Annotated in this window: 2 protein-coding genes and 1 rRNA gene; 1 reads left to right on the top strand and 2 read right to left on the bottom strand. The window is 41.6% G+C overall.

What is annotated here, in order from left to right; all coding sequences use genetic code 11:
- Positions 1–78 precede the first annotated feature (78 nt).
- Positions 79–13695 carry a CARDB domain-containing protein gene (locus HC176_RS12940; RefSeq protein ID WP_167918951.1) on the top strand — a complete coding sequence of 4539 codons (13617 nt, stop codon included), beginning with the start codon at positions 79–81 and terminating at the stop codon, positions 13693–13695.
- 52 nt (positions 13696–13747) lie between these two features.
- Here HC176_RS12940 and HC176_RS12935 read toward each other — a convergent pair whose 3' ends face one another.
- The gene (locus HC176_RS12935) at positions 13748–16186 is read right to left on the bottom strand and encodes a helix-turn-helix domain-containing protein (protein WP_167918949.1); all 2439 of its coding nucleotides are present in this window, start codon (positions 16184–16186) and stop codon (positions 13748–13750) included.
- Between the two features lie 108 nt (positions 16187–16294).
- Positions 16295–16402: ribosomal RNA gene (rrf, locus tag HC176_RS12930) — 5S ribosomal RNA — on the bottom strand.
- Between the last annotated feature and the right edge of the window lies 1 nt (position 16403).

The following is a 16403-nucleotide window of genomic DNA, read 5'->3' as shown; positions in this document are numbered from 1 at the left end:
CCTAAACCTACTACAAATAAAATAATTTTCCCTTTTCTACCATGATATGATAATCAAATTATAAAGCTATGCATCGTCATGAAAGTAATCAACCACCACAAAATATTTTATACGTTTCTTTTTTTATTGTTGCTACCCTTTTACGGAACGGCTCAAGCACCAACAATGGCTGCAACAAACTTCTCTGTTGTTGAAACCGATGGCAACAGAATTCGGGTAAGTTTTACACCAGGTGATGGCGCTAAACGCATTATAATTGCAAAAGCTCAATCGCCTGTTACCGCAATTCCAACAAATGGTGCCGATTATAATGCTGGAGCTTTTGGCTTAGGAAATGAAATTGCTAACGGTGAATTTGTAGTTTACGATGGTACGGGTTCATCATTTCTTTATATTGAAGGCTTAACCCACAGCACGACTTACTATTTTAGAGTTTTTGAATACAACGGACAAGATTTTTCAACGGAATACTTAACTTCTAGTTTTTTAGAGGCTAATCACTCCACTTTAACATATCCCACGGTTCAGGCCAGTAACATCCAGTTCAGCAACGTTATCGGTAGCAGCATGACCGTTAGCTGGACGCCCGGAGACGGACAAGGGCGCATTTTGGTAGGCCGCGAAGGCAGCCCGGTTGATGCCGAGCCCCAAGCTCCAATAAACTATGCGAGCAGCAGCAGTTTCGGGACAGCTTCAACAGAAATTGGAACGGGGAACTTTGCGATATACGAGGGCAACGGCACCAGCGATTTTGTCTATAACCTAAAGCCGAACACCACCTACCATTTTGCACTATTTGAATACAACGGAAGCTCCGGAAGGGTTTACCTCAACTCCACTTCAACCATATCCACTCCGGGTGCTACGGCCAGCCAAGCTACCACCGCACACCCCACGCTGAACACCACAAACATGAACTTCAGCAACGTGGATGGCGATAGGTTCTACCGAAACATTTCCTCTAACTGGTTCGGAAACGGTGAAAAAAGAATCGTCATCGCCAAGGCCGGAAGCCCCGTAACGGCCGTGCCCGTTGATGGCACCTCATACAGCGCCAGTTCCACCTTTGGCAACGGACAGGAAATAGCGCCGGGCGAGTTCGTGATGTACAGCGGCACAGGTGGCGGAGATTGGGTGTACGGCCTTCAGCCAAATACCACCTATTATTTCAAGGTGTTTGAATTTAACGGCGAGGGCAGCGAGACGTTCTACCTTACCGAAAACGACACCGAAGGAAATCCACCGTTCGAGGCCAACCAATCTACCCTGAGCGCACCCACCGTTCAGGCCAGTAATATCCAGTTCAGCAACGTCATCGGTAGCAGCATGACCGTTAGCTGGACACCCGGTGACGGACAGGGGCGCATTTTGGTGGGGCGCGAAGGCAGCCCCGTTGATGCCGAGCCCCAAGCTCCAATAAACTATGCGAGCAGCAGCAGCTTTGGGACGGCTTCCACTGAAATTGGAACGGGAAACTTCGCCCTCTACGAGGGCAACGGCACCAGCGATTTCGTATATAACCTAAAGCCGAACACCACCTACCATTTTGCCCTGTTCGAGTACAATGGCGGTAATTCCAGATTGTACCTCAACTCCACGTCAACCATATCCACTCCGGGTGCTACGGCCAGCCAAGCTACCACCGCACACCCCACGCTGAACACCACAAACATGAACTTCAGCAACGTGGATGGCGACAGGTTCTACCGAAACATTTCCTCTAACTGGTTCGGAAACGGTGAAAAAAGAATCGTCATCGCCAAGGCCGGAAGCCCCGTAACGGCCGTGCCCGTTGATGGCACCTCATACAGCGCCAGTTCCACCTTTGGCAACGGACAGGAAATAGCGCCGGGCGAGTTCGTGATGTACAGCGGCACGGGTGGCGGAGATTGGGTGTACGGCCTTCAGCCAAATACCACCTATTATTTCAAGGTGTTTGAATTTAACGGCGAGGGCAGCGAGACGTTCTACCTTACCGAAAACGACACCGAAGGAAATCCACCGTTCGAGGCCAACCAATCTACCCTGAGCGCACCCACCGTTCAGGCCAGTAATATCCAGTTCAGCAACGTCATCGGTAGCAGCATGACCGTTAGCTGGACACCCGGTGACGGACAGGGGCGCATTTTAGTGGGGCGCGAAGGCAGCCCCGTTGATGCCGAGCCCCAAGCTCCAATAAACTATGCGAGCAGCAGCAGCTTTGGGACGGCTTCCACTGAAATTGGAACGGGAAACTTCGCCCTCTACGAGGGCAACGGCACCAGCGATTTCGTATATAACCTAAAGCCGAACACCACCTACCATTTTGCCCTGTTCGAGTACAATGGCGGTAATTCCAGATTGTACCTCAACTCCACGTCAACCATATCCACTCCGGGTGCTACGGCCAGCCAAGCTACCACCGCACACCCCACGCTGAACACCACAAACATGAACTTCAGCAACGTGGATGGCGATAGGTTCTACAGGAATATTTCATCATCATGGTTCGGAAACGGTGAAAAAAGAATCGTCATCGCAAAGGCCGGAAGCCCCGTAACGGCCGTGCCCGTTGATGGCACCTCATACGCGGCAAGCACAACCTTTGGCAGCGGAGACGAAATCGCACCTGGCGAGTTCGTTATGCACAGCGGCACCAACGGCGGCAACTGGGTATATGGGCTTCAACCGGAGACCACCTACCACTTCAAAGTGTTCGAGTACAACGGAAACGGCACCGAGACCTTCTACCTCACTGGTAACGACACCAATGGAAACCCGCCTTATGAGGCGAGCCAGGCAACGCTTGGCACCCCAACGGTTCAATCCAGCAACGCTTTTATTAGTAGTAGAAGCACTTCAAGCATCAACATTTCTTGGACCAAAGGTGATGGAGCCAACAGACTTTTAATTGGCCGACAAGACGGGCCTGTTTCCGTAGAACCTGAAGATTTTACCAATTACAATGCAAACCCAGGAGGATTCTACAATGGTACTTATGAAATTGGTAGTTCTGGCAATTACGTTCTGTATGCAGGTACGGGAACTAATGTAAATATTACCAATTTACAATCATCCCAAAACTATCACTTTGCTTTGTTCGAATTTAATGGAAGCAATGCTAAATCATACCTAAGACCTGGGTATAAATTTGCCCTAGAAACCTTTGGCGAGCGACCAACCGTACAAGTTTCAAATGCCCAGTTCACAAATATAGATTTAAGCTCATTTGATGTAAGTTTTTCCCCAGGAGATGGAACACGTAGGCTTGTAATAGCACGAGAGGGCAGTGCCGTTAACGCAGCCCCAGCCGATTTTACCACATACAATGCCAGTTCAACGTTTGGAAACGGAGACGATTTAGGCAATGGCAATTTTGTTGTTTTCAACGACTTTGGGAATAGTTTCAGCCTATCGGGCTTAGACCCTTCAACCATTTATTATTTTTCATTCTTTGAATACGCCGTTAACGAAAACGGCGAATTATACTTGCTTCCTGCTTATACTTCATTTCAAAATACTATTTTTAACTACGATGTTGGGGTTTCGGCAATCACCTCACCGGATTCGGGTTGCGATTTAAATTCAAATGAAAGCATTACAGTTGAAATCACCAATTATGGAGACCCAACCATAACCAGTCTCGACGTGGCTTACAGCATCAATGGTGGTACTACAATAATTGAAACGGTAAATAACCTGAACCTTTTATCGGGCAATAGCACTACTTATACGTTTACGCAAACAGTCGATTTTTCTTCTGAAGAAACCTATAACATAAACACCTATACCATAATTCCCAACGATATTGATAATACAAACGATGACAATTCAAAAAGCATAACCCATTTTTCGCAACCAATTACTTCAATATCAGCAGATGTTACCATTTGTGCTGAAGAAACAACTATGCTAACGGCTTCGGGAGGAAACACATATCTTTGGAGCACAGGAGAAACTACTTCAGAAATATCGGTTACCCCCTCCGAAACCACAATCTATTCTGTAGATATATCCAACACCGATGGTTGTACCAATACTAAGGAAGTAACTGTTACCGTTACCCCGCTCCCAACAGTATCGCTTAATTTACCTTTTGAAAATATAAACACTACCGATGCCGTAGTTCAACTGGATATGGGGCAACCTTCCGGTGGAATTTATTATTTCAATACCGCACCCGAAACACCAATCACATCCATAGACCCGTCGATGCTATCACCTGGCATATACACGATAACCTACGAATATCAAGAAAACAACTGTACCAATACCGCTGAAGATAGCTTTACGGTTGTTGAGGATGCTGAGCCGGTAACAGCTCCCGAATTAGATAATATATGTGAAAATGAATCGGACCTTTCATTACCTGATGGAACGCCATCGGGCGGAACTTGGTCGGGCGATTTTGTAAACGGAAATATATTCTCTACCAGTGCGCCCCCGGGCGAATATACCTTAACCTATACTGTTTTTGGTGAATCTGACACTACAACCATTACGGTTTTGGAAACCCAAAAAACATATAAAGAAGTGACTATCTGTGAGGGCGACACCTACGAAGTCGCCGGGCAAGTACTCAATACTGCCGGCACTTACACCATTGAAGAGGGTACATCGCCAAACGGATGCCCCATTCAACGTACCATTTCTTTAGTTATTTCCAATCCGGGAGAAACTCCTATTATTCAATCAAATTCTGGAAATCTGCTTTGTGAGAAAACCGAAACCGTACTCAGTACACAACTGAACATTCCCGTTAAGTGGAAAAGAATATACGAAGATGAGTTTTACGATATGGGCGTTTCAGCCGAAATTACCACCTCCCTGCCCGGATTTTATGAAGCAAAAATAGAAAACAATTTGGGCTGCGAAGCCGTTTCGGAATGGTTTGAACTAAACATTGTTCAAAAACCAACCATTGAAACTTCAACGGTAACCACCATTTGCCTTGGTGAGTCCATTCAACTTTCGGTAAACAATTCCGATGCGCAAACGTGGTCCACTGGTTCGAATTCCAATAGCATTACCGTTGCGCCAAGCACCAATATGGAGTACACGGTTGAGGGTATCTATAACAATGGCTGTACGTTTTCAGATACCGTTACTATTAATGTTATTCCAGCCTCGCCACCTGCTCCCGTTTCAAACATGATTCCGAGCAACGGTTCGGTAAACTTGGTGCAGCCCATAAATTTATCGTGGTCGCCGAGTGCCAATAGCGTGTATTACGACGTTTATGTATGGCCAAGCAATGAAGCCAAAAGCGAAACACCAATAGTTTCTAATTTACAGGCCATTTCATATTCCGTTAGAAATTTAACCCCTGCTACTGAATATTCTTGGCAGGTAGTCGCAAAAAATTCTTGCTTCGAAACTCCTGGCCCTGTTTTAAACTTTACACCTTCTGGCACTCCCGATTTAACTTTGGTTAACGTATCCATGCCCACAGATGCTGTTGGTGGTGGCTCTATAACGGTATCGTGGGAAGTCACCAACATGGGTAATGGCAGCACCAAGAATACCATTTGGAAAGACAGAATTTACCTTTCCCCAGATTTAGACCTTCGCCAAGGAGACGATACGTTGTTGGGTGAATTTACAAGCGTTTCCTCTCTAAACCCAGGTGAGTCGTACACGAATACACAACAAGTAAACATACCATTAAACCATGTTGGTTCGTATTATTTATTTATCATAACCGATAATGTTGATGGATACTGCCGAACAGAAAACGGTGTTTGCGTAAACGACAGAAAATCGCACGGAGCAGATTTAAGTGAGATAGACGAACAAAACAACCTCTTTTACCAAAAGCTTTTTATAGCTATTCCGCCTGCTCCAGATTTGAGTATGCTTAGTATAGGTGCACCTACCGATGCTTTTTCTGGCGATGAGATAACCATTCAATATTCCGCTGAAAATATTGGTGAACGAACGGCCATTGGAGGGTTTTGGTGGAAACCACCTTACATCGCCTTAAATGTTGGTTTTGCCCCTAAATCGGGAGGAAACTCGGGCGGTTATGGTGGCTCATCTGCCATTTCGTTTTCACCCATTCCGCAAAATACTGATTACAACCCGTGCGTATTTGAACGCCATTGGAACGACGCTATTTATATATCGGAATCCCCTACGTTTTCGTTCGCTACAGCCATAAAGCTAAAAGACTATTTAGTTTCATTGGGCAACAGCCCAGGGGGTATGTGCGTTATAAACGATTATGTTGAAATAAACAGCAGTTACAATTATTCCAAAGAAATTGAAATTCCGGATAATATTTTTGGTGAATATTACATTTACGTAATCAGCAATTTTATGGGCATGTACGAGCCCACTTACTCGAACAATATTTTGAGAAGCGACCCCATAAATATTGTTTTGAGACCTCCGGCCGATTTAGCTTTAACATCCATAAACACCCCCAACGAGGCTACGGCAAATCAAGATTTAACGGTGTCATGGACCGTTGAAAACCAAGGTATAAATCCGCCATTAAAAAACTCATGGACAGACGAAGTATTCATTTCTAAAGAGTCGTCTTTCAATGCCAATGAAGCCATTTCATTGGGAAAAAATATTTTTCTACAAAAGGCGGAAGTTTCCATTGCCGGAAAGAGTATTACCGGAGATTTTGAAAATGGCATGGACTATACCGTTACTAAAGATTTTAAACTTCCCGAAAAGTTAGAAGGTGACCACTATGTTTATGTGATAACTGATGTGAACGACAAAATTTTTGAATTTCAAACAAGTGAAAATGATACTATTAGAAGCGGCATTATAAATGTGAGTTTGGATAATCGAGCCGATTTAATACCCGTTTCCATGTCGTACCCTGAAACCATTACCCGAAGTTTACCTTTCAATTTAAAATATAGGGTTAAAAATATTGGTGATAACGCGTCTGATCCTCGAAGTGATAGAGTGTTTTGGTCTGAAAGTCCCGAGTGGAACCCGAAAACGGTCAAAGAACTCAATACCAAAAATATCTTCGGGGCAATAAACGTTGGTGAAACCTTAGAATATACAAGAACTTGCACACTCCCTTTATCGGTTCCCAACAACATTTATTTTTTCATTTATGTTGATGCTTACGATAAAGTATTTGAAATCGATGAACTCAATAATAAAATTAATAATGCATCCATTGGATTAAACTCTCCAACGATTGTTAACCCGCCTGAACCAGCCCCTATTGATATTGATATTGCCTTAACCAATATCGATGCTCAAGGTTTGGTAAATTCTGGAGATAACACCTCTATTGGTTGGACCATTGAAAACCTTGGAACATCAAACGTCAATACATCTTTTGTAACCAGAATTTATTTAAGTTTTGACACCCAACTTAGTGCAGACGATTTTTATCTCGGGCAACGGTCAACATCTAAATTACTAGGTGGGGCAAATATTACCCATAGCGAAACCTTCAAAATACCCGATGGCATTGAAGGCAACTTTAACATTATTTTATGGGCAGACTTTGATAATCGGTTCGATGAGGATAAAAACAAATTAAACAATCAATTATATAGCCCCATTCAAATTACGCTACCGCCACATGCCGACTTGGTTATAACCGATATAAGTGCTCCCGAAAACTTAGTAAACGGGCAAAGTTTCACTGTAAACTATACGGTGAAAAATCAAGGTTTGGGCGTAACAAAACAGTATTGGCACGATACTTTTTATTTGGGTTCGCTTCCTAATGTAACTTCCAAAAGTGAACGTATGGGCGGTCCGCCAAGGGAAATTGTTTTGGCGCCTGGCGAATCTTCAACTTTAGAAATTACTTTAGAAGTTCCTAACCGCATTTTGGGCAACTACTATTTAATTGGAAAGACCGATTCTACAAACAAAATTTACGAAGGCTTTGAAAATGGCGAAACCAATAACGAAACCTATCAACTGGTTTCAATAGAAGCACAAGATCCTTCCGATTTAAAAATTGATGCCATAAATACTGACTCTCAAGCCTTTTTAGGCGATACATTCGATTCTCAAATCACAGTGAACAATATTGGAGAAAACACTGCTGTAGGCAACTTGGCCAATGCCTTTTACTTATCAGAAAACGCAGAATACAACGGTGCTTTAGCTTCATTAATTGGCTCGAACAATTTTTCAATCACTTTAAATCCCGGCGAAACTAGAGTTTTCGATCTTACAGGAAATATCAGGGATTTATTCCCCGGCGATTATTATGGTATTGGCCGCACCAATATTCAATCTTCAATAAGCGAAAGCAATTTTGAAAACAATGGTTTGGCCACTGAGAATACCATAGCACTCAATGTGAGGGATTTGCCTTTAAGTACTCCTACCATTAAAAACCTAGATCATAAAAACTGGCTGTATTATAAAATTTTAGTGGAAGCAGGTAAAGATTTAATTATTGATGTAGAATCAACCCGAGATACCGGAAGCAATAATGTTTTTGTATCGCACGAAAACATTCCAACTCCAAACAACTTTGAGTTCCAAGGCATTTATAACAATTCTACAGACCAACGTGTTTTAGTGCCCAATACCAAAGCGGGAGAATATTATCTATTGATCAGCACCGATTTATCTGCGCTGCAAACGCTAACCATAAACGCCAATCTACTGGATTTTAGTTTACTCTCCGTTTTACCGAATACGGTGGGTAATGGTAAGGTAAGTACCGATATTACCGGTGCAGGATTTAGAGCAGGCATGGTGGCAAGGCTTATAAAAAATGGTTCGGTTGTAAATAGTGCTTTGTCCGTCGATTTAAAAAGTAGCATGGAAGCTGAACTTTTATGGGATTTATCTGAAGTTCCCCTCGACACCTACGACCTCGAAATTCAAAATCCAGATAATTCCACAGTTATACTAAACCAAGCCATAACGGTTGAACAAAGTACTGATTACACTAATTTGATTTATGACATCCTCTCCCCTGACGTGCTACGGAGAGGCAGAAGCGCATTTTTCGAATTCATTATTAGAAACGACAATAATATTAATGTTCCAGCGGTATTGGCAGAATTGGCAATGCTCGATAATGTTGAGATTTTAGAAATAAATGTAAGTGGAAAACTGAAAAAAAATTCAGTAACCGACCCTTACGGCAGACTGGAAGACATGCCAGATTATCAATCTGATGGTGGCTATCACATTATACCGTTTACGGCTAGAGATTTCAAACCCGGTGAGGTTATGACCGCAAGCGTTTATATCGCTAATTTTTCGGGGAACACCTTCCCGTTACGGGCCAGGGTTATTGGTGGAAATGAAGAAGCAATACTTTATAACGCACTCGACAACATAGAAACCACCAGGCAACTCGCCTTAGAAAACCCCAGCCAATTTAACGAAAACAGAAACTTGGTTGAAAACAGAACTGAATTTGCAAAAATAATGCTGAACAACTATGTAGAGTATGGCTTCTTGAAAGCCAGCGATACTTTACTCGTAGATTTGGAATGTGATGATTGCCCAGAAGCTGTGTCATTAAACCAAAGCACATACGCTCCGGGTGTTCAAGGTCCCGATATATTACGGGCATCAAATGCTACTTTTAGTCCGGGCGGTCATTATAATTGGGAAATCAACAAATATAATGGTGTAGCAGGCGCCAATTTAGGCCATGATATTATCAGCTTATCAGGGAAGCTCAATATTGAATCTACGCCCGAAAACCCATTTACAATCAACATTAAAAGTCTTGATTATAGTAACTCCCCAACCTATTTGGCCGGATGGTACCCAGCCGTTGATAAATGCTGGACAATCCTAAAAGCATCAGAAGGTATAGTTGGGTTTAATGCTTCAAACTTTGTAATAAACACAGACGGATTTACCTCTTATAATTATACTTACAACGGCACATTCTCAATTGAAAAAATCAACGATAACGAACTAGCCATTTGCTTTACGGCCTATAAACCCGGTTTGGGAGAAGACGGCGTGCCCGGAGCACCCGGTGGTATTGGTGAAGATGGCTCTCCCGGTGGTAGTGGTGGCCCCGGAAACCAATACATAAGCCCCGGAAAAGGAGGTATTGGTGGGCCTGGCGGACCTGGCTATGGAAATATACTCCCTGGTAACAAAGGGCCAGATGGTCCTGATGGCTGTACTTATGGCGTGGATTGCGCATGCCCAGAAAATGGAAATTGCAACGAAATATGCAATGGACTTGATGATGATGGCGATGGTATTATTCCCTTGGTTGAACAGGATTTGGATGGCGACGGATATTCAAAATGCCAAGGCGATTGCAATGATTATGATAGTACCATTTACCCTGGCGCACCAGAAATAGAAGACGGCAAGGATAACAATTGTGATGGTGTAATTCCTTCAAATGAAATAGATAACGATAACGACGGCTATACCGAACTTGAAGGCGATTGCAATGATGCCGACAGAGCCATTAATCCTTCTATTGAAGAAATATGTTTTGACGGAAAAGATAACGATTGCGATGGACAAATTGATGAAGACTGCGACGCTTGTAACGAAGTAGATAATGATGGAGACGGCTATACCGAATGTGACGGCGACTGTAACGATAATAATAGCCTGATCCACCCCGGTGAGGAAATTTGTGATGATGGCATAGACAATAACTGTAACGGACTTATAGATGAAGGTTGTGAGGACGACGATCCATATCCCGATCCATTCCCAGATTGTGCTTTTGGTGAAAATTGCGACCCTAAACCCGTTGATTGTTCAAGCGGCAGCATTTTAGGCGCTCCCCCAGGAACGCCTTGCCCAAAACCAGAACCAGAAAGAGACCCTGATTTTGATGACGACGACGACCCGGACAATCCGAATAATCCCAACAACCCAAATAATCCGGATGACCCCAACAACCCTCCGAATAATCCAGATAGCCCACCTGGGCCAGAGGGTGACTGTTCGGCTACTGGCGGTGGCGGTGATGGCACACCTAGTTGGTGTAATGTCTCTTTTGCGGCTCTTGGGTGTGGCGTATCTGCTGGAAGCTGTTTTTACAGTTTAGGGTTATGCCCTTTAACAGGCGGACTCGCTTGCCCCATTGCAGTGATTTCATGTGGTGCAGGCGCTATAAGCTGCGGGCTTTCTCTTGAATCTCTTAATAATGACAATTATTCTAATGCATCAACGGGCGCTTGCATCGGGGCTGGGGCATTTGATATAGCTACAGGAAGTGTTCGTGTGGGGTTAACGGGAATAGCCCTCTGTGGTTTACAAAACACACTTTGCAAACCCGTAGTGGGCTCCTGCGACCCCAACGAAATTATTGGCCCAGAAGGTTTTGGCCCCGAGAAGTTTGTTTCTAATACAGAAACATTAAATTATACCATCAATTTTGAAAACGATCCCGATAATGCCACTGCTCCTGCTCAAAGAGTGGTCATCAGGCAACAACTGGATGATAACTTTAATCCTGCTAGCTTTAGGCTTCTTGGTTTTGGATTTGGTAAATATGTTTTTGATGTACCGGAAGGTTTATCAAGTTATAGTACACGGTTAAACCTTTCCGAAGAAATTGGTATGGACGTGAATGTTTCTGTCGGTTTGGATCTTGTTAATTCTGAATTGTTCTGGAGTTTCCAATCCATAGATTCCGAAACAGGGCTTCCTCCGTACGAAGCATTGAAAGGCTTTTTACCTGTTAATGATGATAATGGGGCTGGCGAAGGTTTTGTAACCTATTCCATAAAAGCAAAAAGCACCACACAAACTGGAGATGAGCTAAAAGCCTCTGCAAATATCTTTTTTGATATTAACGAACCCATTGCTACCAACGAAGCTGTGAACATTATTGATGCCGCTCCGCCTGTACTCGAAGCCATTACCGATAATAGTTTAGAGTTTGAAACCATCCAAAGTTTTGGAATAAATGCTTCCGATGATAGTGGTGGCAGCGGAATTATGGGCTACGAAGTATATCTTTCGGAAAACGGCGGTGAATTCAATTTAATTTCGGAGGTTTTGGGAATTGAAGACATATTCACCTTTGAAGGCGAACCAAATTCGTCATATTGCATTGCGCCTGTTGTTATTGATAATGTAAATAACAAAAGTGCCATTACCGAAGCAAATACCGTTTGCTACAACACACCTTCGGAGGAAGATATTACAACCGAATATTTCAAGTTAACCACGGTTTCATCTGGAAACGGTACTATTGAAACTTTACCCCGAACCAGTTATTTTGAAAACGGTGCCAATGTAACAATCAACGCCGTTGCAAGTGCCGGCTGGCGATTCGATAGGTGGGAAAACGATTTATCGAGCACTTCAATTTCAGAAAGCGTTATAATGGACAGTGACAAAAATATTACTGCAGTTTTTGAACAAAAAGAGTACGACCTTACCATAAATACCCAAGGCAATGGAAATATAAGTATTACCCCCGAAAACAGTGTTTATTTATCCGGAACTGAAATTACGATAACTGCTAATGCTGATTCTGGTTGGATTTTCGACCGCTGGGAAGGTGATTTGGAAAGTTTCAATAACACTGAAAACATAACTATGGATTCAAACAAAAATTTAACCGCCATTTTCATTGAAGGTATGGTAATTAGGGCACAAGTTGAAAACGCTACCTGTGTTGAATCTTTAGATGGAAACATCCAACTCGACATTCTTGGGGGCACTCCGCCCTACACATACGATTGGGATAATGATGGAACTGCTCCGGACGATTTAGAAACAGACCCGAAAGATTTAGCAGATATTGGAAGCGGAACTTATAATGTTTTGGTAACAGATTTTAACGGAATTACTGCTTCAAAAACTATTAATGTGGAAATAATTGATAACGTTTCCCCTGAAATCAGCAACATAGGAAACCAAGTTGAAAACTTTAATGAAGATTGTAAAATCATTGTAAGAGATTATAGTCGTATAGCTGAAATAACAGATAATTGTACAGGGAACCTAAACATTGAACAGTACCCAGAAATTGGTTCAGAGATTACCCAAACTACAAACGTTATTTTAACGGTAACGGATGATTCAAACAACAAATCTTCCATATCGTTCAAAATCATCCCAGAAGACAATGTTGCACCTTTAATTAGCCCTATTGAAAATCAACTTCTCGATAGGAATGAAAATTGTACTGTTTACCTTCCCGATTATTCTTCTTTTGTTGATGTTACCGATAACTGCACGGGCAACGTAAATATCAATCAAATACCAGCTGCCAGTACTGTAATAACAGAAAACACAATGGTAACTATTTTAGTTAATGATGGCCAAGGAAACGGTTCCTCTGAAACATTTATGGTCGATATTCAGGGCGAATTACAGGTTTACTATTTTGATGGCGATGGCGATGGCTATGGCGTAGATAATGTAATGACCAATAAAACGCTTTGCCAAATGCCCAACGATAGTTATTCCACTGTAGCGGGCGATTGTGATGATAACGACCCCGAAAACAATCCCGATACTAATGAAGAAGATTGTGGCACATTGGGCATTGATGAACAGCAAACCTTTAACTTTAAGCTCTACCCCAACCCAGCAAAAGAACAATTAACAATAGAATTCTTTAATGCTGACGAACATAAAACTGTTCTTTCTATTTTTGATGCTTTAGGAAGGGAAATTTCCACAGAATCTTTCACCAATAAATCTGAAATAACCATTTATTTGAATGAAAAATATCAAGACGGTGTATATCTGGTTAAGGTAAGCAATAACGGAAAAACGGAAACGAAAAGATTTGTCGTATTAAGGTAAACGGAATAATTTAAGATGAAAAACAATTAAGTTAGGCTCATTAAAGCTTGACTTAATTGTTTAATTCATTTACAACCAAGCGCAATTCGGCATAACTATACTTATCATCCAGTTGCTGTTTCAAATCCGATAGGCCTTCAAAGCTTTTTTTGGGAATTATAGTCTTGAGTTCGTCATAATGTTCAGCAGACATTAAATCGGTTATTTTTACTTCTCCCGATTCAATAAAACTGGCCAAATGACCGAAAATTGTATTAGGAGTAAGTTCACGTTCTTCCGCTATTTGTTCAATAGACTTTCCCGATTGAAATAATTGTAAGGATTCCTGTTTGGTGTCTACTTTCTTCTTCGTTTTCTTTGGTTCTTCAAAAATTTCAGCATTACCCGAAATTTCAATATCATGCTCCTCGCAATATGTCCTAATCACTTTCAAAATAGCCGAGCCATATTTTTCTACCCGCGTTTTACCCATGCCATTTATCTTTATTAGTTCACCTTTATCGGTTGGCAAAGTTTCACACATGTCGTATAAGGCTTTTTGGGTAAACACTTGAAAATGCACCAAGCCCTTTTCTTGTGCAATATTGTTTCTGAGCAACCGCAACTTCTCAAAAAGTTCAACGTTACTTGTCCCCTCAACAACGCTTGTTCTTTTCTTTTTAGGTTGTTGTTTGGTATTAAAAACGGCTTTAGCTCTCAATTCCAAAAACAGATTAGCATTAAAACCATTTGAAATTTTATTGAAATACAACTGTTTTATATCCAACAACTCTTCAAAATTATCGAGCTGTTTAGTTATTTCGCTGCCTACAGCTTGATTGTCGGTTGTGAATCCAAAACTTTTTGAAGGTTCTGCTATTTTGGTTTCTGTTTCAGTTTTAAAATAGGTTATGGCTTTCTTAAATCTATCCTGAATGGTCTCGTTTTGTTCTGGTAACTCGTTGTATTGATTTGATAATTCTTTGAGTTGATTTTTAAACCCATTTCCTATTTTTAAAAAATGCGTTAATGTGTCCTTTATTTTAAGAAACACCTTTTCAACTGGTCCCTCAACAATAGTACGATTCTTATAATAAATGTCTAAAATCCGATTTACAGGATATATTAGTTCATAAAAACCGAAGAGTTCTTCAATTAGGTCCAATTGAAATTCTTTGCGGGAATTCTCTAAAATAGTTTCATCTGGTGCATTGTTTTCGGCATCTTCATTAAATGCAGTAACATGTGCGTCGCTTATAATCTGATTGGAATGGATTTTACTTTTTAGAACCACCCCCTCTAAAGACTTACACCTACTCAACGCCACATAAGTTTGCCCGTGTGCAAAGGCGCCTTCGGCGTCAATGATTGCTTTCTCGAATGTTAAGCCCTGACTTTTATGAATGGTTATAGCCCATGCCAAGCGCAAAGGTATTTGGGTAAAAGAACCTATTTTTTCTTCAGAAATGGCCTTTGTATCTGGGTCAACATTATAAATTATATTTTCCCAAATTTCAGGCGTCACTATAATATTAAAATCATCATCTGGACAATGCACCACAACTTCATCTGAATCCAAGTGAATAACCTTGCCTATCTTACCATTAAAATAACGCTTATCTTGGCTACTGTCATTTTTAACAAACATGACTTGCGCCCCAACTTTTAATTCTAAAACCTCTTGGTTTGGATATGAATACTCCGGAAACTTTCCATCGATTATAGCCTTATACTTTTTCGACTTCGATTGAATCTTTTCCAGTTCCGATTTGTTCGTCGCTTCTGCCTTATTATTATGTGTGGTTAACGAAATATAACCCTCATCCGGTTTGGGAACAAAATCTTTAATAAATCGTTTGTTTAATTCAAATGCCGACGACTCTGAAAGTTGATTGTTTCTTATCTCATTGAGTATATCTATAAACTTCGGGCTTTCCTGTCTGTAAATATGTTTTAACTCAATGGTTACTGCATTACATTGCTTGAAAGCATGACTACTGAAAAAGAACCCATTATTATAAACGTGTTTCAACAGTTCCCATTCTTGTTCCTTAATTACCGGTGAAAGTTGTTGCAAATCGCCAATCATGAGTACTTGCACCCCACCGAAAACTTTATTTCTGTTTCTGAATCGGCGCAAGGTTCGATCTATCCCGTCCAACAAATCAGCACGTACCATACTTATTTCATCAATAACCAACAGATCCATTGATTTAATGATGTTGATTTTTGTTTTACTGAATTTTCTATTGAATCCATTGGACGCATTCAAATCGGTATCAGGTAGAATCGGCCCGAAAGGCATCTGAAAAAATGAATGAATGGTAACACCTTTAGCATTTATAGCTGCTACTCCCGTGGGAGCAACAACAACTAAGCGCTTTAAACTATCTTTTTTTAGTCGATGCAAAAAGGTTGTCTTGCCTGTCCCAGCTTTACCTGTTAAAAACATAGAACGATTAGTAAAATTCACAAAATTCCAGGCTAAGTCTAGTTCTCTGTTGGCGGACATTAGTTTTTGAAGAATAAAGCTTGAAGATAGCCATTTTGCAGTAAAGACCAAAACAGTACAAAAAAAAAAAAAAAAAGACCCTTCACTTAGATAAGTGAAGGGTCCTGAAAAAGGCAACGACCTACTCTCCCGCAAATGCAGTACCATCGGCGCTAACGGGCTTAACTACTCTGTTCGGAATGGTAAGAGGTGAGCCCCGTCGCTATAACCACCTTAA

The sequence above is a fragment of the Tamlana crocina genome, from assembly GCF_012037625.1.
The sequence above is the reverse complement of the archived record's forward strand: the minus strand, read 5'-3'. Positions and strand labels throughout refer to the sequence as shown.